Source organism: Mesorhizobium sp. B263B2A, from assembly GCF_020165775.1.
In the GTDB taxonomy this organism is placed as follows: Bacteria; Pseudomonadota; Alphaproteobacteria; order Rhizobiales; family Rhizobiaceae; genus Mesorhizobium; species Mesorhizobium opportunistum.
On the sequence record NZ_JAIUIU010000003.1, the window covers coordinates 74,333 to 92,918 of the forward strand.

Sequence of the window (18,586 nt, forward strand, 5' to 3'; positions counted from 1 at the left end):
GCCTGAGAGACTCGCGCAGCCGGAACTCTGTCAGCGGCGCTTACACCTTCGGCGCGGGGGCAAGCCCCGACTTTCCAGAGTGTCTTTCCCGTCTACGGTTCTTTTGCCTGAGAGATTTCGGGCGATTTCCCCTTCGGCGGCAGCTCTCGCTGCTCTCTCCCGCAAACAGGTAGGACTCAAACCCTGAGCCCTCGACGCGCCATCCATAGCCCGTCGGCGACACCTTGTCACCTCCCGGCGACATGGTTCTGACAAGTCTTCGCTAACCACGCCGTTTGCCGGTTTCTCAAGACACTCCTGATATAGCAGGCGGATGGGACGCTTTGGGGCGGATGGGGACGACAGATGGGCGAATTGATCATGAGCGCGCCGGTGGCGGGGCTGACGTCGAAAAGTCGCATCACCGCGGAGGACGTAGCCATGCTGCGCCACGAAGTGTTCGGCGACGGTGTGGTGACCCGGGGCGAGGCAGAGGCACTCTTCGCGCTCGACGCGACGGCGAAGGACAAATGCCGGGACTGGCCTGAATTCTTCGTCGAGGCCGTCACCGACTACATCGTTCATCAGGAAAAGCCGTCCGGTTACATCTCGCAGGACAATGCCGACTGGCTGGTCTGCACGATCTCGCGTGACGGCATGGTCGACAGCCGGACCGAGCTCGAATTGCTGGTCCATGTGCTGGAAGAGGCGAAATCGTCGCCGAGCCGGCTTTGCGTCTATGCGCTGGAACAGGTTGCGCATGCCGTCATCGATGGCAAGGGACCACTGATGCTGGGCGGCGCGCTGGTGCCCGGACTGATCGCCAAAGCGGAAGTCGAGCTGTTGCGCCGTATCCTTCATGCCCATGGCGGCGACGGCAACATCGCCATCACCCGTGCCGAGGCCGAGGTGCTGTTCCGCATCAATGAGCGGACTGCCCAGGCCAACAACGCTCCCTCCTGGAACGATTTGTTCGTCAAGGCGATCGCCAATTTCGTCATGTGCTCGGCCGGCTACGAAGCCCCGACCCGTGACGTGGCGCTACGCCAGGAAACCTTCCTCGATCATGCCGACCTGCAAATCGGCGGGTTCTTCAGCCGCATGGTCTCCGGCGGCCTTGCCGGCATCATCGAGGCCTATCGCTCGCCGGATGACGTCGAGACCGAGTGGGAAGCCAGGAACAGGGCAGCCGAAGCACTCGCCCGCCGTGCCGAAACGATCGATGCCGGCGAAGCCAAATGGCTGGTCGAGCATATCGGCACCAACAGGCCTCTATACGAGAATGAACGCGCGCTGCTGACGCTGATCAAGCACGCCTCGCCGGAGATCCATCCGGCGTTGAAGCCGCTGCTCGACAAGGTGGCTTAGGCTGAGCCGTTCGCTGCGATCGTTTTGCAGAGGATGATGTTGGAATGGCCTTCAGGCCATCCTGCAAACTCGGCCATGCGCTCGAAGCCGGCCTTTTCGTATAGGCCCGGCGCCTGGAAGTCGTGGCTCGATACCCATATCCGTCGGGCGCCGCGAGCGGCGGCCTCCGTGACAAAAGCATTGATCAACTGCGTGGCGTAGCCGCGGCCTCGATGGGCCTCATCGATCCACATCAGCTCGAGTTCCGACGTGCCTGCCCAGGAATAGCCGGCCGCGACACCGATTGTTCGTCCGGCATCCTCGCGAATGACAAAGGCCAGTCCTCGGTCATCGTCACGGCCTGTGAGGCGTCGGTTCTCATTGTGCAGATGGTGTTCCAGTGCACTCCATTCGGAGGACGACAGGTCGTGCTCCGCCTCCATCCGAATGGCCATCAAATCCCGCCATACCAGTCATAGCCATTGTCTTCCCAATAGCCGCCGCGCCCGCCGCCGATATTGGCGAAGCCGTCGACCAGTTCGATCTTGTAGAGATATTTCGGCATCTTGTAGCCGAGCTGGCGCTCGACGCGGACGCGCAGCGGTGCGCCGTTCTCGACCGGCAGCGGCTTGCCGTTGAGGCCATAGGCGAGGATCGTCTGCGGGTGGCGGGCATCGATGAGATCGATCGTGCCGTAATATTTGATGTCGCCGGACAGGCTGCGGTCGATCGTGTCGAGGCAATGGAACATGACGTAGCGCGCCTGCGGCTTGACCACGGCTTGGTCCAGCACCAGCGAAAGCGGCGTGCCTGTCCATTTGGCGATGCAGCTCCAGCCCTCGACGCAGTCATGGCGGGTGATCTGGGTGCGGCTCGGCATGTTTTGAAGTTGCTCGCGGCTGAGCGACAGCGGTTTCTCGACGAGACCCGTCACTTCCAGGCGCCAGTCGGCGAAATTGTTGGCGAGCAGGCCCTTGTAGGTGTCGTCGTCCGGCGCCGTGACACCGTTCGGCCGCTGCGGCTGGCGGATGTCGGCTTCGGCGAATTCCGGCGCCAGCGCGTCGCGGCCGGCGAGCAGGCGCTGTGCGCGGTATGTTAGGCCATTGGCGTTTTCGAGGAAGCTGCGCAGGCCGCTGCCGATGCTCAGCTGGCTGTCGAAGGCATCGCAACCGGACAGCAGGATGCCGGAGGCGGCAAGACTGCCCGCGGTCAGGAACTTACGGCGGCTGATTTCGAATTTCGGCATGTCACGCGCTCCTCTCGGTGGTTTTGTCGTCATGCGCCGGAGGGTCGGTGCGGTACCAGCCGGTGATGATCGAGCGCAATTCGTTGATCGGGCCAGCGGCCAGGATCATCAGGATATGGACGACGAAGAAGCCAACCAGCAGCACCATGACGGTGAAGTGGATGGTGCGCGCCGTCTGCCGGCCACCGAGCAGATCGTTGAGGAACGGCAGCACCGAATTCATGCTGGGCGACATCGCCAGGCCGGTGATGATCATCAGCGGCAAGAGCACGAACAGCACGCCGCCATAGGCCATTTTCTGCAAGGTGTTGTATTCGCGGGTGTGATGGAATTTGAGCTTGGCGTGGTCGATGATGTCCCGCGGCAGGCGCTTCAAATCATCGAGGCGCGGCGCGAGATCGCGGCGGATGTGGCCGTTGACGATGCTGGCGACCAGCCACACGATCAACGTCGTGGTCAGTATCCAGGCAAAGAAGAAATGGACGACGCGGGCGGTGCCGAGATCATAGTAGGACGGGATGGTCGCCCAGGATGGAAAGCCGCGTGCCGTCTCGTTGCCTGCTGGACCCGACCAGCCGAGCACGCCGGTCGTGTCGAAGCGATGCCCGAAGATTTCGGTGTAGCCTCGCGGGCCGGTGTTCGTGTTCTCTGCGCCGATTTCAAAGATGGTGTTGTCGTAGCCAAAGCCCGACTGCTTGCCGATATAGAGCTGCGGGCGGGCATTGAAGATCTGCAGGCCGGAAAGCAGCATGAAAAACAGGGAGATGGCCCAGATCCAGTGCGTCAGCCGCGTCCAGCGCGACTGACGATAGATCAGTGTCTCTTCGCTGGACACGGGAGCGTCCGGCCCGGTGGCGGATTGGCTTCTGGCAACCGATTCCATCTTCGTCTCGTCTCCCGGCCTCGCGGCTTGGCGCGCGTGTCATTGTCCTCCTGATACGTCGCGATCCAAACCAATGTTTCATCCGATCACGGATTTATTACGGGCCGCCCAGGCTGACGGCGAGGTTGACGGCGGCTGCGACGATAACGGTGTTGAAGAAGAACGACAGGATCGAATGGACAAGCACGACACGGCGCATATGCGTCGTCGAAATGTTGGTGTCGGCGGTCTGTGCCGTCATGCCGATAACCGTTGAGAAGTAGAGGAAGTCCCAGCCTTCGGGTCGCTTGTCGCCTGGAAACAGCAGACCGCCAACCGGGATCTTCTTCTTGGTGCCGGCATCGACCTCGTCGCCGTCCATCCAGTAGACATGGGCATAGTGGAGCGCTGCCATGGCGTGGATGGTGAACCAGCCCAATGGGATCGACAGCAGCGCGAAAGCGAGCTCGATCGAGTGGCCTCTGTCCTTCTGATTGATCAACAGGAACAATGAGATAATGGCTACAATGACGACGACGAGCGTTACAGCGAAGATGACTAGTACAGGCTGGTCGGTATCGCGTGCATTCTTGCTCAGATACCTGCCGGTGAACTTTGGCATCTGGGAAACGACGAGAATGACGTAAGCGGCAAAGAATGCGTTGGCGCCGATCGAATAGGCGAGCTGGGCATGGAGCAGCAACGCCACGAGGAGCGCGAAGACACCGAAACACGCCGACGCCGCGAACAGCATGTGACGGTGGATGGGTTTCTCGACCGGGGTTTCGGCGGCCATGGCGGTCTCCACCTGGATGGCGCTTTGTTGCTAGCCCGGTGTGGCGGATTTCAGCGCGCGCCGCAAGATGCGGTCGAGTTCGCCGAGGAAGCGCGAACGGTCCTGCGGCGCGAAGGAGGCATTGTAGCCCTTGCTTTCGCCGGTCTCGCGCAGATGCTGCTTGAGGTCGCGCATCGCCACCGCCATCCCGATGGTTTCGGGCGTGAACGGGCGCCCGGTGGGCCCCAACACATGGGCACCGAGTGCCACGGCGCGGGCGGCGAGCGGAATGTCGGCTGTCACCACGATGTCGTTTGATTTCGCGTTTTCGACGATCCAGTCATCGGCGGCATCCGCCCCCTTGGAGACCACGACGTTGCGGATCATCGGATCCCGAGAGGGCCGCAAACCGCCATTGGAGACGTAAGTGACCACAACCCCAAGGCGTTCGGCGACCTTCTCCACCTCGGCCTTGACCGGGCAGGCGTCTGCGTCGACGTAGATAGCGGGCGCTGGCATTGTCTCTCCGAAATGAACAGGGGCCGGAAACATGTCCGGCCCCTGCCTCGAATCTTATGGCAATCAGGCCGGCAGAGCGCCGGATTTCTTGGCGGTCCAGGTGGCCATATAGTCCATCAGGCCGGGGTTGAGGCAATCATAGGGCTCAAGGCCGATCGACTTCAGCTGGCCGCGAATGCCGTCCATGCGGCTCGGATCGACGCCGGATTCGATGATCGAGGACACAAAGGCGGTGAAGCCCGGAGGCGACCAGCCATCCTCCTGGAAACGCTCGGGATGGATGAAGGACAGGCCCTTGAACGGATGATCGCGCTCGACCGGGCCATGCATGTGGACGCCGCAGCCGGTGCAGGCATGGCGCTGGATGAGCGCCGAGGGATCGACCACCTTCAGCTTGTCGCCGTTCTCGGTGACGGTGACATCGCCGGTGCCGGCAACCGCCACCACCGAGAACACCGCGCCTTCCGGCTTCCAGCATTTGGTGCAGCCACAGGCATGGTTGTGGGCGATCTGCCCCTTGACCTTCACCTTGACCGGATTGCTGGTGCAGGCGCAGACCAGCGTGCCGCCGGCAAAGCCAGCGCTTTCCTTCGGCAGGCCATTGTCGATTTTCGGATGCAGTTTTTCAGGCATTTTTTCTCCTCCCATGTTTCACCACCGAGGTCGCTTGCCGGCTGGCAGGCGACATGTGGCGTTGCTTCAGTAAACGACGACGCTGCGGATCGACTTGCCCTCATGCATGAGGTCGAAACCCTTGTTGATGTCTTCCAGCTTCAGCGTGTGGGTGATCATCGGGTCGATCTGGATCTTGCCGTCCATGTACCAGTCGACGATCTTTGGCACATCGGTGCGGCCGCGTGCGCCGCCGAAGGCGGTGCCCATCCAGCTGCGGCCGGTGACCAACTGGAATGGCCGTGTCGAGATCTCCTGGCCGGCACCGGCGACGCCGATGACCACCGATTTGCCCCAGCCGCGGTGCGAGGCTTCCAGCGCCTGGCGCATCACCTTGGTGTTGCCGGTGCAGTCGAAGGTGTAGTCGGCGCCGCCGATCTGGTCGGCGCCGCGCTTGGTCAGGTTGACGAGGTAAGGCACGATGTCGCCGTCGATCTCCTTCGGATTGACGAAATGCGTCATGCCGAATTTTTCGCCCCATTCCTTCTTGTCGTTGTTCAGGTCGACGCCGATGATCATGTCGGCGCCAGCCAGTTTCAGGCCCTGGATGACGTTCAAGCCGATGCCGCCGAGGCCGAAGACCACCGCGGTGGCGCCGATCTCGACCTTGGCCGTGTTGATGACGGCACCGATGCCGGTGGTCACCCCGCAGCCGATGTAGCAGATCTTGTCGAAGGGCGCGTCCGGATTGACCTTTGCGACGGCGATCTCGGGCAAGACCGTGAAATTGGAGAAGGTCGAGCAGCCCATATAGTGAAAGAGCTTGTCCTTGCCGATCGAGAAGCGCGACGAGCCGTCCGGCATCAAGCCTTGCCCCTGCGTGGCGCGGATCGCCGTGCACAAATTGGTTTTCCTCGACAGGCAGGACGGGCACTGCCGGCATTCGGGCGTGTAAAGCGGAATGACGTGGTCGCCCTTCTTGACCGAAGTGACGCCCTTGCCGACATCGACCACCACGCCGGCACCCTCATGGCCGAGGATGGCCGGAAACAGGCCTTCGGGATCGGCGCCCGACAGGGTGAACTCGTCGGTGTGGCAGATGCCGGTCGCCTTGATCTCGACCAGCACCTCGCCCTCGCGCGGACCGTCGAGGTCGACCTCCATGATCTCCAGCGGCTTTCCGGCGGCAACAGCGACTGCGGCGCGCGTTTTCATCAGGCATTTCCTCCCAAGGCGATTTTTGCACCCAAGCTTTCAGGTTTTGGCCTGCTCATCAACCGTCAGATGAGACGAAATGTTGGCTTTCATGACGCAGACAGCACATCCCTGAGCGCCCCCGACGCAACGCTGGAGGGCTTCGAGAGCGCGACCGGCGTGTCGCCCACCCCGGCACTTGAGAGATGGCCACATAATCCATAGAACTGAACCTTCCGCCGGAGGGGAATGTCGTCCGCATGTTCACGAAGATCCTGATCGCCAACCGTGGCGAGATCGCCTGCCGCGTCATCAAGACGGCGCGCAAAATGGGCATTGCCACGGTCGCGGTTTATTCCGATGCCGATCGCGACGCCGTGCATGTCGAGATGGCAGACGAGGCGGTGCATATCGGGCCGTCACCCGCCGCGCAAAGCTATCTCATGCCTGAAAAGATCATCGCCGCCTGCAAGGAAACGGGCGCCCAGGCCGTGCATCCCGGCTACGGATTCCTCTCGGAACGCGCTGCCTTCTGCGAAGCGTTGGAAGCGGAAGGCATCGTCTTCATCGGCCCGAAACCCAAAGCCATCAAAGCGATGGGCGACAAGATCGAATCAAAGAAGTTCGCCAACGCCGCCAAGGTTTCGACCGTGCCCGGCTGGCTCGGCGTCATCGAGAATGCCGACCATGCGGAAAAAATCGCCGGCGAGATCGGCTATCCCGTGATGATCAAGGCCTCGGCCGGCGGCGGCGGCAAGGGCATGCGCATCGCCTGGGACCGGACGGAAGTGCGCGATGGTTTTGACCGGGCACGTTCGGAGGCCAAGAGTTCGTTCGGCGACGACCGGGTGTTCATCGAAAAATTCGTCGTCGATCCGCGCCATATCGAGATCCAGGTGCTGGCCGACGCGCATGGCAACGCACTCTATCTCGGCGAGCGCGAATGTTCGATCCAGCGCCGCAACCAGAAGGTCGCCGAGGAGGCGCCGTCGCCGTTCCTCGACGCCAAGACCAGAAAGGCGATGGGCGAGCAGTCGGTGGCATTGGCCAAGGCGGTCGACTACCAGAGCGCCGGTACAGTCGAGTTCATCGTCGACAAGGACAAGAACTTCTATTTCCTTGAAATGAATACGCGATTGCAGGTCGAGCATCCGGTGACGGAACTTGTCACCGGCATCGACCTGGTCGAGCAGATGATCCGCGTCGCCGCCGGCGAGAAGCTCGCCTTGAGGCAAGGTGACATCAAGCTGAATGGCTGGGCGATCGAAAGCCGGCTCTACACCGAGGATCCCTATCGCAACTTCCTGCCCTCGATCGGCCGGCTGACGCGCTATCGGCCGCCGGAGGAGGGGCAATTCGGCGACATCGTCATCCGCAACGACACCGGCGTCACCGAAGGCTCGGAGATTTCGATGTTCTACGATCCGATGCTCGCCAAGCTGTGCACCTGGGCGCCGACGCGGCTCGCGGCGATCGATGCCATGTCGGAAGCACTCGACAGCTTCGTGGTCGACGGCATCGAGCATAACATTCCGTTCCTTGCCGCGCTGATGCAGCATCCGCGCTGGCGGGAAGGGGCAATATCGACTGGCTTCATCGCCGAGGAATATCCCGACGGCTTTGCACCCGTGGTGCCGAACGGCGAAGAAAAGGCGGTGCTGGCCTCGATCGTCACCGCGGTGGAGTTGTTGCGCCGCGACCGTCTCGATCGGCTGGGCGGGCGGCTGGCGCCGCATTCGGGGGCGCTCAAGCGCGACTGGGTGGTGAAGATCGGCGAGGAGTATCTCCAAGCATCCATCCTCGAAGGCATGATTTCGATCCCGATGGAAATCGACCTGTCGATCGACGGCGGCAAAGCGCTGACGGTGTCTTCCGACTGGCGGCCGGGCGACCTGATCTGGCGCGGCACGGTTGGCAAACAGAAAGTCGCAGCCCAGATCCGAGCCGTCGCCAACGGCCATCGCGTCGCCTGGAAGGGCATGTCGGTGACGGCGCGCGCCATGCTGCCACGCACGGCCGAACTCGAAAGACTGATGCCGGAGAAAGTGGCGCCGGACACATCGAAACTGCTGCTCTGCCCAATGCCCGGCCTTGTCGTGTCGATCGCCGTTGCCGAAGGCCAGGAGGTCAAGACCGGCGAGACTTTGGCGGTGGTCGAGGCGATGAAGATGGAAAACGTGCTGCGCGCCGAGCGCGATCTCGTCGTGTCGAAGCTCAACGCCAAGCCGGGCGATAGCCTGGCGGTGGACGCCGTGATCATGGAGTTCGCCTGAGCGAGTTGGAAGCCTGTGGCCGGCGGTCGTTTGTGCTGGACTGGTATCGCGCTGTCCCGGACAATACATCTCCATCGACTCAAAATCTTAGGCAGCACGAGAAACCATGGCGGATGAGAGACTTCCACGCGACCCCCTGAAGCGCGAAGCCGCGATTGCGGCCGCGCGGCCGGAGGTGCCGGCGCGGCCGTTCGTCCATCTGCGCGTGCATTCGGCCTATTCCCTGCTTGAAGGCGCGCTTCAGATCGGCAAGATCGTCGGTCACGCCGTGAAGGACGAAGCGCCGGCTATCGCCGTCACCGACACCAACAATCTGTTCGGCGCGCTCGAATTTGCGCAGAAAGCGGTCAAGGACGGTATCCAGCCGATCATCGGCTGTCAGGTCGCGCTCGCCTTTTCCGGAGAGAACAGCGACGGCCAGCGCGACCGCCGGCGGCAGGGTCCGGAGATGCGGCCGGTCGTGCTGCTCGCCGCGACCGAAGCCGGCTATTCCAATCTGGTCCGGCTTGTCAGCGGCGTCTACCTGGAAACACCGCCCGGCGAGGCTGTACACCTGACCACCGAGACGCTGGCCGGGCAGACCGACGGGCTGATCTGCCTCAGCGGCGGGCCGCGCGGCCCGATCGGGAATGCGTTGAAAGAGGATCGCCGCGACCTGGCCGAGACGCGGCTAGTGACCTTGAAAACGCTGTTCGGCGACCGTCTCTATGTCGAGCTGGACCGGGTTGCCGGCTATGACAGGGTCATCGAGCACTCGACGATCGAGCTCGCCTACGCGCACGAACTTCCGCTTGTCGCCACCAACGAGGCCTTTTTCTCCTCGCGCGACGATTATGAGGCGCACGACGCGCTGATTGCGATCGCCGAGGGCTCGGTGGTCGCCGTCGACACCCGCCGCCGGCTGTCGCCGGACAATTTCCTGCGCAGCCAGGCCGACATGGCAAAGCTGTTCGCCGACCTTCCGGAAGCGATAGATAATACGGTCGAGATCGCGCTGCGCTGCTCCTATTATCCAAAAACCCGCAGCCCGATCCTGCCGCGCTTCACCGGCGGCGATACCACCGACAAGGACGCCGCCGAAAAGGCCGAGGCCGAGGAATTGGCCCGCCAGGCGCGCGAGGGGCTGGATGCGCGGCTCGCCCTGCACGGACCGACGCCGGGCTACACGGTCGAGCAATATCGCGAGCGGCTCGAATTCGAGCTTGGCATCATCGAGAAGATGAAATTCCCGGGCTATTTCCTGATCGTTGCCGACTTCATCAAATGGGCCAAGGCGCAAGGCATTCCGGTCGGGCCGGGCCGTGGGTCGGGCGCCGGCTCGCTTGTCGCCTATTCGACGACCATCACCGACATCGATCCGCTGCGCTTCTCGCTGCTGTTCGAGCGCTTCCTCAATCCGGATCGCGTGTCGATGCCCGACTTCGACATCGACTTCTGCCAGGATCGCCGCGAGGAGGTGATCCGCTACGTCCAGCAGAAATACGGCCGCGACCAGGTCGGCCAGATCATCACCTTCGGTACGCTGCAGGCCCGCGCGGTGCTGCGCGACGTCGGCCGCGTGCTGCAGATGCCTTATGGCCAGGTCGACAAGCTGTCCAAGATGGTGCCGCAGAACCCGGCCAATCCGGTGAAGCTCGCTGATGCCATAGCCAACGAACCTCGCTTCGCCGAAGAGGCCGAGAAGGAGCCGATCGTCCAGACGCTGCTCGACATGGCGCAGAAGCTGGAGGGTCTCTATCGCCACGCCTCGACCCACGCCGCCGGCATCGTCATCGGCGACAGGCCTTTGTCGGAGCTGGTGCCGATGTACCGCGATCCGCGCTCGGACATGCCGGTCACCCAGTTCAATATGAAATATGTCGAGCAGGCCGGGCTGGTGAAGTTCGACTTCCTCGGCCTGAAGACGCTGACGGTGCTGGAGACGGCGGTGAAACTGATCCGCCGCCGCGGCATCGACATCGACCTGGCGACAATCCCGCTCGACGATCCCGACACCTACTCCATGCTGTCGCGCGGCGAGGTGGTCGGCGTGTTCCAGGTGGAAAGTGCCGGCATGCGCAAGGCGTTGATCGGCATGCGGCCCGACTGCATCGAGGACATCATCGCCCTGGTCGCGCTCTACCGTCCGGGCCCGATGGAGAACATCCCGACCTACAACGCCAGAAAGCATGGCGAGGAGGAGATGGCCTCGATCCATCCCAAGATCGACCATCTGGTGAAGGAGACGCAAGGCGTCATCGTCTACCAGGAACAGGTCATGCAGATCGCGCAGGAGCTGTCCGGCTATTCGCTCGGCGAAGCCGACCTTCTGCGCCGCGCCATGGGCAAGAAGATCCGCGCCGAGATGGACAAGCAGCGCGAGCGCTTCGTCTCCGGCGCGGTCGAGCGCGGCGTGGCAAAACCGCAAGCCGACTTCATTTTCGACCTGCTGGCCAAGTTCGCCGACTATGGTTTCAACAAGTCGCACGCCGCCGCCTACGCCGTCGTGTCGTACCAGACCGCCTATCTGAAGGCGCATTATCCGGTCGAGTTCCTGGCGGCATCGATGACGCTTGACATGGGCAACACCGACAAGCTCGCCGACTTCCGCCAGGATGCGCTGCGCCTGGGCATCGAGGTTCTGGCGCCGTCGGTGATGACCAGCTTCCGCGCTTTCGAGGTCGGCGAGAACCGCATCTATTATTCGATGGCCGCGCTCAAGGGCGTCGGCGACGCGGCGGTCGAACACATCGTTGCCGTGCGCGGCGAAAAACCGTTCAAGAACCTTGCCGATTTCTGCGAGCGGGTCGATCCCAAGATCGTCGGCAAGCGGGTCTTCGAAAGCCTGATCATGGCCGGCGCGCTCGATTGTTTCGGCCACGACCGTGCAGCGATGCTGGCCGGCGTCGAACGGATGATGGGGCTGGCCTCGCTTGCCCAGCAGAACGCCGTTTCAGGCCAGGCCGATATTTTCGGCGCCTCGCTCGGCGCGCAGTCGCAGGCGCTCAACCTGCCGGCGACGGATCCGTGGCTCGCCGCCGACCGCCTGCACCGCGAATTCCAGGTTGTCGGCTTCTATCTTTCGGCCCATCCGCTCGACGAATACAAGGCTGCCTTGCAGAAGATGCGGGTGCAGAACTGGGCCGAGTTTTCGGCGGCCGTCAAGCGTGGCGCCACCGCCGGCCGGCTTGCCGGCACGGTGACCAGCAAGCAGGAGCGCAAGACGCGCACCGGCAACAAGATGGGCGTGGTGGCCTTCTCTGATACGTCAGGCCAATACGAGGCCGTGCTGTTTTCGGAAGGGCTGGCGCAATATCGCGACCTCCTGGAAGCCGGCCGCTCCGTCGTCATCACGGTCGCGGCGGAGGACAGGCCCGAAGGCGTCAATTTGCGCATCAATTCCGTGCAATCCCTGGAGGACGAGGCAAGCCGCATCCAGAAGGCGCTGCGCATTTTCGTCAGGAACGATGGGCCGGCCTCGATGATCCAGTCCCAGCTCACCCAGCGCGGCGAAAGCCAGGTGAGCATCATCGTCATCAAGGACGAGGCGCAGGGCGAGGTCGAGATTGCCTTGCAGGGCGGCTACCGCGTCTCGCCGCAGATCGCCTCGGCGATGCGCGCCGTCCCCGGCGTGGTCGAAGTGGAGCTGGTGTGATCGCCGCCTTTGCAAGGCGGCCACGCGCCAGGCAGCATTGGCTGCCCCCATTACCGCGATCGGCATGAAGACCGCTGACAGGGGCACATCGCGAGACCTTCCCGCGCTCGCGCGGCTGCGCAACACGCTGCGCAAGCTCTATCATGGGCGCACGCCGGCCGCTTTCCGGTTCCAGCTGGCGGCCGTCATCATCGACCTCGCCATCATCGCCTTCTTCATCGCCACGCCGGTCATCCAGCAGACGGCCTCGTTTCTGTGGCTGGACTATGCCGTGGCGGCCCTCGTTGCCGCCGATCTGACCGCCAGGCTGCTGGCTTCCAATGACGTGCTGCGCCTGATGAAGCAGCCGACCTTCTGGGTGGATGTCTTCATCCTTCTGACTCTGCTGATGCCGACGGCGCTCGCCAGTCTCGGCTTTCTGCGCATCCTGCGGCTATGGTCACTGTCGCGCAGCGGCTCGATCTGGCGGCATTTCGAGATGCGTGGTTTGCGCCCGTGGCGCGAGGCGAGCCACGCGGTCATCAACCTCTTGACGTTTCTTTTCGTCATCACCGGCTTCGTCTACACGTTCTTTTTCCGCAACGGAGCCGGGCTGGAGAACTACATCGACGCGCTTTATTTCACCGTCGCGACGGTGACGACGACCGGTTTCGGCGACATCGTGCTGCCTGGTATAGCCGGCAAGCTGACGGCGATCGTCACCATGATCATCGGCATATCGCTGTTCGTCCGGCTGGCACAGGCGATTTTTCGACCCGCAAAAGTGTTCTTTCCCTGTCCGCAATGCGGATTGCAGCGGCATGAACCGGATGCGGTGCACTGCAAGGCCTGCGGTCATGTCCTCAACATCCCGAACGAAGGCGACTAGGTGTATATTGGCCGGCGTTACGATGCCGCCACTTCAGCCGGTTTTACCGGCCTGCGCTGCAGATTGAGCAGGTTGCCCATCAGGATCAGCAGCGCGCCGCCCGCGGTGAAGGCGTCGATCTGCTCCTGGTAGAGCAGCCAGCCGACCAGCGCCGACAACGGTACGCGCAGAAAATCCATCGGCGAAATGACAGTCGCGTCGGCATAGGTGAGCGCGCGGGCCATGCAGAAATGCGACGACATGCCGGTGAAGGCGATCAGCACGATCCATGGCCAAAGCTCCAGCGGTGGGTTGCGCCATTCATAAAGGGCTGGAACGAGGCCAACCACCGATTGGATGATCAGCATCCAGAAAATGATACGCACGACGCTGTCGGTTCGCGTCAGAGATTTGACCAGGACCACCGAAATGCCGAAGCAGACCGCGGCGCCCAGCACGACCAGATGTCCCGGATCAACCGAGCCTACGCCCGGGCGGACGATGACCACCACGCCGATCAGCCCGAGAACGACAGCCGCGAGTTTCGGACGGCTCAGTCTTTCGCCGAGAAATGTCACCGCCAGGATCGCCGTCCAGATCGGTGTCGTGAATTCGATCGAAATCAGCACCGCCAGCGGAATCAAGGTCAAGGCGTAGAGCCATGCAGCCTGCCCGGTATAGTGGATGACGTTGCGCGCGATATGGGCGAGGGGGCGCTGCGTGCGCATCGCCGTAAAGCCGCCGCTGGTCAGTACCAGCGGCAGGAGGATGAAGAAGCCGATCACCGAGCGCAGTTCCAGCACCTGGAAGACATTGAGTTCGGCCGTCGTGGCGCGGCCGGCCACCGACATCGCCAGGAACGAGGCGATCGACAGCGCCATCCAGAAAGCGGCCTTGGAAATGGAGGGGGCAGGTGACATGCCCGCTATGTCGCAGGCCGTGGCTTTTGGAGCAATCGCTAGTTGCTCCATTCTTCTGGGCCAGTTGCAATGGGCAGCGTTGCAAAACGGTCATGCCGCGGGTGGAACCTGATACGGCAAGGGGCGTTGAGTTCCGATATCCAGCCGTGCTTCGCAAGACGTTTTGCCCTCCAATTTCGACAAGGAGAGTTCCGATGAGACCATTCGCGCAATTTGCGCTTGCCGGATGTCTTCTGGCCGCGACCGGTACGGCACATGCCGACGAGGCCAAGTTCCTGCAGTCATTCAAGGGCAATTTCGCCGGCAAAGGTATCGTCAAGGTCACCACCGACGCGCCGACGGTGAACGTGTCCTGCACATTCAAATCGAACGCGACATCGACGTCACTGGCGCTCGACGGCAATTGCCGCGGGCTCATTGTGGTGACGCGTGCCATCAGCGCCGACCTGAAGGCCGCCGGCGCGAAATACAGCGGGACCTATGTCGGGTCGCGGACGGGGCCGGCACAGCTCAACGGCAGCCGTTCGGGCAATGCGATCAATCTCGGCATTCGCTGGGCAAAGGAAGTCAACGGTGATCGGAAGGCGCAGATGAAGGTCGAAAGGACGGGCGAGAACAGCATCCGGCTGACGGTTGTCGACACCGACCCAAAGACCGGCAAGAGCATCGTGACGAGCCGGATCGATCTGAGGCGTACCTGATTCTCGATGCACAGAGGGGGTAGTGGACGCACCCCTAGGCAGCGTCATTCCTCGAGCGGCTCCGGTGGGTGGGCATCTCGCCCTTTGCCGAATGTATAACCGGTTTCCACCGCCTTGCGGCCGAACTTGTCGCGCAAGGCATCGATGGCGCCCTCGGCCATGGCGCGTTTGCGTGACTGGAGGTCGACCAGATCCGGCGGGTCGGCCTTGTCGTCGTCGGAGAGGTCGCTGACGCCGATGCCGAGCAATCGGAATTTCGTTCCGTCGGTTTCCTTGCGCAGAAGCTCTACGCCGGTCGAAAAGATGCGATCCGCCAGCCTGGTCGGATCGCCGAGCTGGCGGTTGCGCGTGCGTAGCTTGAAATCCTGGGTCTTCAGCTTCAGCACCACGGTGCGTCCGGCGATGCCTGACTTTTTCAGCCGCGCCGAGACCTTCTCCGAAAGGCCTCTCAGCACCGAGACGAGCTCCTCCAGCGACGCGATGTCGGTGTCGAAGGTGGTTTCGGCCGAGACGCTCTTGGCGTCCTGGTCGGGGTCGACGCGGCGCACGTCCTCGCCGCGCGAAAGCCGGTAGAGTCGGTCGCCCATCGTGCCGTAGCGGCGCATCAGGTCGGCGCGTTCCATCTTCTGAAGCTGGCCGATGGTGCGGATGCCGTCGCGCTCCAGCGTGGCGTTGAACGCCTTGCCGACGCCCCAGATCATGGTCACCGGCTGCACCGCCAGGAAGCCGACCGCCTCGGCCTCGCCGATGATCGAAAAGCCGCGCGGCTTGCGGAAGTCCGACGCGATCTTGGCTAGGAACTTGCAGTAGGAGAGGCCGGCCGAGACGGTGATGCCGATCTCCTTCTCGACGGCCAGCGCAAAGCGCGCCAGCACCACCGCTGGCGGCAGGCCGTGCAGCCGCTCGGTGCCGGAGAGATCGAGGAATGCCTCATCGATCGACAGCGGCTCGACCAGTGGCGTCAGCGCCTGCATCATGGCGCGCACCTCGCGGCCGACACGAACGTATTTCTCCATGTCGGGCGGGATCACAACCGCTTCCGGGCAGGCCTCGAGCGCCTTGAACATCGGCATCGCCGAGCGCACGCCCCGGATGCGGGCGATGTAGCATGCGGTGGAGACCACCCCGCGCTTGCCGCCGCCGATGATCAGCGGTTTGTCCTTGAGCGTCGGGTTGTCGCGCTTCTCGATCGCCGCATAGAAGGCATCGCAATCGATATGGGCGAGGTGCAGCCGGTAAAGTTCTGGATGGCGGGCAAGGCGAGGGCTGCCGCAGCGTTCGCAGCGGCGCGTTTCACTGCGCTGATACGTCAGGCAGTCACGGCAAAAACCGTGATCGGGATTGTTGACAGGAGCCGCCATCACTGCGAACATAAAGAGAACAAAAGCAATGGTACGACAGTGCAAGGCCAGCGACAAGCTTGGCCTGGGGAGAACCGTATGAGCACGACCATAGTGCCGCTGGTGCCTGAGCTCTGGCCCGATTTCGAGGACCTTTTCGGCAAGCAAGGCGCCTGCTACGGTTGCTGGTGCACGCATTTCCGGCTGGCGCCGGCAGCGCGGCGCGAGAGCAGCCGTGAACGCAACAAGGACCACATCAAGGCACGCATCGAAGCCGGTCCGCCGCCGGGCCTGCTGGCCTTCGAGGACGGCAAGGCGGTTGGCTGGATGCAGATCGGGCCGCGCGCCGACGTGCCCGAATGGAACAACAAGGGCAGGGGCTCGGCGCCGATCGATCCCGCCGACGCTGCCGATCCGGCCGTCTGGGCGATCTCGTGTTTTTTCATCCGCTCCAAGGCGCGCGGCAGGGGCATCACGCACCGGCTCGTCGAAGGTGGCGTCGAGTTTGCCCGCGGGAATGGCGCACGGCTTGTCGAGGCGTGTCCAATAGACCTGTCCCGCGATTCGCGTTCGCTCGGGCTGTTCGTCGGCTCGTCGCGGGTCTTCGAGAAGGCTGGCTTCGAGAGGCTCGTCGAGCGCAAGGCCGGCCGGCCATTGATGCGGCTGGTGCTGGAGCCCCGCGCCTGACCATCGTCGTCTTGCAGTTGCGATGGTATTTCCCTACCAGAAGTACGAAGCGATTTTGCCTTTTGACCAGAGGGGAATTCCCGTGAACCGTATGTTGCCAGTTGCCTTTACCGCGCTCCTGCTCAGCGCGCCCGCTTTCGGCCAGACCGTCGACAGCCAGGGCGCGAAGCAATTGTCCGATGACCTGTCCCGCTATGTTGGCAAACAGGCGCTCGACAAGGGAATCCTGAAGGTTTCGGCCGAAGGCGATGCCTACAAGATCGTGTTCGATTTCAAGGCGCTTGCCGGGAGTTTTCCCGACCAGAGGCTGGTGAAGTTCGACTTCGCGCCCTACGCGCTGCTGGTCAAGCCGCGCAGCGACGGGACCTGGGATGTGTCGATGGATTTTTCGCAAAGCGCGTCCTTCGAATTCAAGGGGCCCGAAGGGCTGCAAAGCACGCAGTTGTCGATCAAGGACGGCAAGGGCTCCGGCGTCTATGACCCGGGCCTGGCGGCCTTCATCAGCGGCGTCAGTTCGATAGCAGGCATGACGATGACATCGAAGGATGCCAAGCAGCAGATGGACGTCAGCGCCGGTGCCGGCACCGCGACCCTGGCGGCCACCAAGGCTGCCAATGGCGGCGTCGATTTCACGACCTCACAGAAAATGTCGAACTTCGTCGAGGCGATAAAATTCAATGATCCCGAGAGTGGGCTGAATTTTCCGGTCACCGTGAAATCGCCAGAATTGTCCGTGGAGGCCAGCGGCAAGGGCGTGCAGACCAAGCCGCTGCTCGATCTCCTGGCGTTTGCCGTGGCCAATGAGGACGAGAAGACGCTCAAGGCAAACCAGGCGCAACTCAAGTCGCTTCTGCTCGCCGCGCTTCCGGTGTGGGAGCGCATCGACGGCACCTATGGCTTCAAGGATTTCGTGGTCGACAGCCCGATCGGCACGTTCGGGGCGACCCAGCTCAGCACCGCGTTCGGCAGTGACGGCGTTTCCCCGAACGGCGCGATCAGCTACGGCATCAAGGCGTCGGGGCTGACGGTGCCTCAGCAGCTTTTGCCGAGCTGGAGCGTGGCACTGTTGCCCACCGATATCGACCTGAATTTCGGCGGCGCCAACATCGACCTCGACAGCATGGCGAAGAAGGCGATCGAAACCTTTGATCTCAATCAGGATCCGCCGCTGCCGGCCGAGTTCGGCGACCAGCTCAAAGCCGACTTCCTGGCCAAAACGCCGAAGGTGGTCATTGGCCACAGCGTCGTGAAGAACAAGGACATGGAGATCGCGCTCGAAGGCGAGATGACGAGCTTCGGCCAGAAACCCGACGCAAATCTCACGGTCGATGTCGCCGGCTTCGACAAGATCGTGGCCGGCCTGCAGGAGGCGGCAAAGTCCGAACCCGAAGTGGCGCAGTACGTGCCTATGGCTCTCGTCGTGAAAGGGTTTGCCAAGACGCTGCCGGACGGCAAGTTGGAATGGGTTGTCAGCACCAAGGCCGACGGCTCGGTCACCGTCAATGGTGTGATGTTGAAGCCCGCCGATCCGGCGGTGGACGACAGCGTCGACGATGGTGATGGCGAGGACGACGACAGCGGCGGCGACAATGGCGGATCAGGGGCGAAGCTGAATCCTTGAAGGTTCGGCCCTCGAGTAATTCCGGGAAA

16 protein-coding genes and 1 riboswitch are annotated in these 18,586 nt (G+C 62.8%); of the genes, 7 read left to right on the forward strand and 9 right to left on the reverse strand.

Going from position 1 to position 18,586, the window contains the following annotated elements:
• Positions 1–85 precede the first annotated feature (85 nt).
• A riboswitch (glycine riboswitch) is annotated at positions 86–172 on the reverse strand.
• A gap of 173 nt (positions 173–345) precedes the next feature.
• On the forward strand, positions 346–1,347 hold the full coding sequence (locus tag LB568_RS07640; protein ID WP_224729761.1) for a hypothetical protein: 1,002 nt from the start codon (positions 346–348) through the stop codon (positions 1,345–1,347).
• Here LB568_RS07640 and LB568_RS07645 read toward each other — a convergent pair.
• From LB568_RS07645 to LB568_RS07675, 7 genes are all read right to left on the reverse strand, one after another.
• Positions 1,344–1,781 carry a GNAT family N-acetyltransferase gene (locus LB568_RS07645; protein WP_224729762.1) on the reverse strand — a complete coding sequence of 146 codons (438 nt, stop codon included), beginning with the start codon at positions 1,779–1,781 and terminating at the stop codon, positions 1,344–1,346. The two genes, LB568_RS07640 and LB568_RS07645, sit on opposite strands and share 4 nt — an antisense overlap.
• Positions 1,781–2,572, reverse strand: coding sequence for a molybdopterin-binding protein (locus LB568_RS07650; RefSeq protein WP_013895192.1), 792 nt, complete (start codon positions 2,570–2,572; stop codon positions 1,781–1,783). The genes LB568_RS07645 and LB568_RS07650 overlap by 1 nt, the downstream gene beginning before the upstream one ends.
• Position 2,573: 1 nt before the next feature.
• Positions 2,574–3,455, reverse strand: coding sequence for a cytochrome b/b6 domain-containing protein (locus LB568_RS07655; protein ID WP_224729763.1), 882 nt, complete (start codon positions 3,453–3,455; stop codon positions 2,574–2,576).
• A 97-nt stretch (positions 3,456–3,552) separates the two neighbouring features.
• Positions 3,553–4,230: a DUF1345 domain-containing protein gene (locus LB568_RS07660; RefSeq protein ID WP_013895194.1), complete on the reverse strand. Its 678-nt coding sequence runs from the start codon at positions 4,228–4,230 to the stop codon at positions 3,553–3,555.
• Between the two features lie 30 nt (positions 4,231–4,260).
• Positions 4,261–4,728 carry a YaiI/YqxD family protein gene (locus tag LB568_RS07665; protein WP_140573670.1) on the reverse strand — a complete coding sequence of 156 codons (468 nt, stop codon included), beginning with the start codon at positions 4,726–4,728 and terminating at the stop codon, positions 4,261–4,263.
• A 63-nt stretch (positions 4,729–4,791) separates the two neighbouring features.
• The gene (gfa, locus tag LB568_RS07670; RefSeq protein ID WP_140573668.1) at positions 4,792–5,361 is read right to left on the reverse strand and encodes an S-(hydroxymethyl)glutathione synthase; all 570 of its coding nucleotides are present in this window, start codon (positions 5,359–5,361) and stop codon (positions 4,792–4,794) included.
• A gap of 66 nt (positions 5,362–5,427) precedes the next feature.
• Positions 5,428–6,555: an S-(hydroxymethyl)glutathione dehydrogenase/class III alcohol dehydrogenase gene (locus LB568_RS07675; protein ID WP_224729764.1), complete on the reverse strand. Its 1,128-nt coding sequence runs from the start codon at positions 6,553–6,555 to the stop codon at positions 5,428–5,430.
• 239 nt (positions 6,556–6,794) lie between these two features.
• On the opposite strand from LB568_RS07675, the gene LB568_RS07680 reads away from it, so the two are divergent.
• From LB568_RS07680 to LB568_RS07690, 3 genes are all read left to right on the forward strand, one after another.
• Complete coding sequence (locus LB568_RS07680; RefSeq protein WP_224729765.1) at positions 6,795–8,807, forward strand: acetyl/propionyl/methylcrotonyl-CoA carboxylase subunit alpha; 2,013 nt, start codon at positions 6,795–6,797, stop codon at positions 8,805–8,807.
• Between the two features lie 106 nt (positions 8,808–8,913).
• A complete protein-coding gene (gene dnaE / locus LB568_RS07685; RefSeq protein ID WP_224729766.1) occupies positions 8,914–12,441 on the forward strand; it encodes a DNA polymerase III subunit alpha in 3,528 nt (1,175 codons plus the stop codon).
• Between the two features lie 64 nt (positions 12,442–12,505).
• A complete protein-coding gene (locus LB568_RS07690) occupies positions 12,506–13,309 on the forward strand; it encodes an ion channel (RefSeq protein ID WP_224729767.1) in 804 nt (267 codons plus the stop codon).
• 17 nt (positions 13,310–13,326) lie between these two features.
• Here the strand turns inward: LB568_RS07690 and LB568_RS07695 are convergent, their stop codons facing one another.
• Positions 13,327–14,208, reverse strand: coding sequence for a DMT family transporter (locus LB568_RS07695; RefSeq protein WP_013895201.1), 882 nt, complete (start codon positions 14,206–14,208; stop codon positions 13,327–13,329).
• A 194-nt stretch (positions 14,209–14,402) separates the two neighbouring features.
• Here LB568_RS07695 and LB568_RS07700 point away from each other — a divergent pair, with 194 nt between their 5' ends.
• Positions 14,403–14,909, forward strand: coding sequence for a hypothetical protein (locus tag LB568_RS07700; RefSeq protein ID WP_224729768.1), 507 nt, complete (start codon positions 14,403–14,405; stop codon positions 14,907–14,909).
• A 44-nt stretch (positions 14,910–14,953) separates the two neighbouring features.
• On the opposite strand, the gene LB568_RS07705 is transcribed toward LB568_RS07700, so the two are convergent.
• Positions 14,954–16,282 carry a DNA polymerase IV gene (locus tag LB568_RS07705; protein ID WP_224729769.1) on the reverse strand — a complete coding sequence of 443 codons (1,329 nt, stop codon included), beginning with the start codon at positions 16,280–16,282 and terminating at the stop codon, positions 14,954–14,956.
• Positions 16,283–16,348: 66 nt separating this feature from the next.
• Here LB568_RS07705 and LB568_RS07710 point away from each other — a divergent pair, with 66 nt between their 5' ends.
• Together LB568_RS07710 and LB568_RS07715 are read left to right on the forward strand one after the other, a co-directional pair.
• On the forward strand, positions 16,349–16,936 hold the full coding sequence (locus tag LB568_RS07710) for a GNAT family N-acetyltransferase (RefSeq protein WP_224729770.1): 588 nt from the start codon (positions 16,349–16,351) through the stop codon (positions 16,934–16,936).
• 22 nt (positions 16,937–16,958) lie between these two features.
• Positions 16,959–18,557 carry a hypothetical protein gene (locus LB568_RS07715; RefSeq protein WP_224729771.1) on the forward strand — a complete coding sequence of 533 codons (1,599 nt, stop codon included), beginning with the start codon at positions 16,959–16,961 and terminating at the stop codon, positions 18,555–18,557.
• Positions 18,558–18,586 lie beyond the last annotated feature (29 nt).

Excerpts from the sequence above, each read along its gene's own strand:
- LB568_RS07690 (WP_224729767.1), top strand. The coding sequence starts at position 12,506 with ATGAAGACCGCTGACAGGGGCACATCGCGAGACCTTCCCGCGCTCGCG.
- gfa (WP_140573668.1), bottom strand. The coding sequence starts at position 5,361 with ATGCCTGAAAAACTGCATCCGAAAATCGACAATGGCCTGCCGAAGGAA.
- dnaE (WP_224729766.1), top strand. The coding sequence starts at position 8,914 with ATGGCGGATGAGAGACTTCCACGCGACCCCCTGAAGCGCGAAGCCGCG.
- LB568_RS07715 (WP_224729771.1), top strand. The coding sequence starts at position 16,959 with ATGGTATTTCCCTACCAGAAGTACGAAGCGATTTTGCCTTTTGACCAG.
- LB568_RS07705 (WP_224729769.1), bottom strand. The coding sequence starts at position 16,282 with ATGTTCGCAGTGATGGCGGCTCCTGTCAACAATCCCGATCACGGTTTT.
- LB568_RS07710 (WP_224729770.1), top strand. The coding sequence starts at position 16,349 with ATGAGCACGACCATAGTGCCGCTGGTGCCTGAGCTCTGGCCCGATTTC.
- LB568_RS07680 (WP_224729765.1), top strand. The coding sequence starts at position 6,795 with ATGTTCACGAAGATCCTGATCGCCAACCGTGGCGAGATCGCCTGCCGC.
- LB568_RS07650 (WP_013895192.1), bottom strand. The coding sequence starts at position 2,572 with ATGCCGAAATTCGAAATCAGCCGCCGTAAGTTCCTGACCGCGGGCAGT.
- LB568_RS07695 (WP_013895201.1), bottom strand. The coding sequence starts at position 14,208 with ATGTCACCTGCCCCCTCCATTTCCAAGGCCGCTTTCTGGATGGCGCTG.
- LB568_RS07665 (WP_140573670.1), bottom strand. The coding sequence starts at position 4,728 with ATGCCAGCGCCCGCTATCTACGTCGACGCAGACGCCTGCCCGGTCAAG.
- LB568_RS07645 (WP_224729762.1), bottom strand. The coding sequence starts at position 1,781 with ATGGCCATTCGGATGGAGGCGGAGCACGACCTGTCGTCCTCCGAATGG.
- LB568_RS07655 (WP_224729763.1), bottom strand. The coding sequence starts at position 3,455 with ATGGAATCGGTTGCCAGAAGCCAATCCGCCACCGGGCCGGACGCTCCC.
- LB568_RS07660 (WP_013895194.1), bottom strand. The coding sequence starts at position 4,230 with ATGGCCGCCGAAACCCCGGTCGAGAAACCCATCCACCGTCACATGCTG.
- LB568_RS07675 (WP_224729764.1), bottom strand. The coding sequence starts at position 6,555 with ATGAAAACGCGCGCCGCAGTCGCTGTTGCCGCCGGAAAGCCGCTGGAG.
- LB568_RS07640 (WP_224729761.1), top strand. The coding sequence starts at position 346 with ATGGGCGAATTGATCATGAGCGCGCCGGTGGCGGGGCTGACGTCGAAA.
- LB568_RS07700 (WP_224729768.1), top strand. The coding sequence starts at position 14,403 with ATGAGACCATTCGCGCAATTTGCGCTTGCCGGATGTCTTCTGGCCGCG.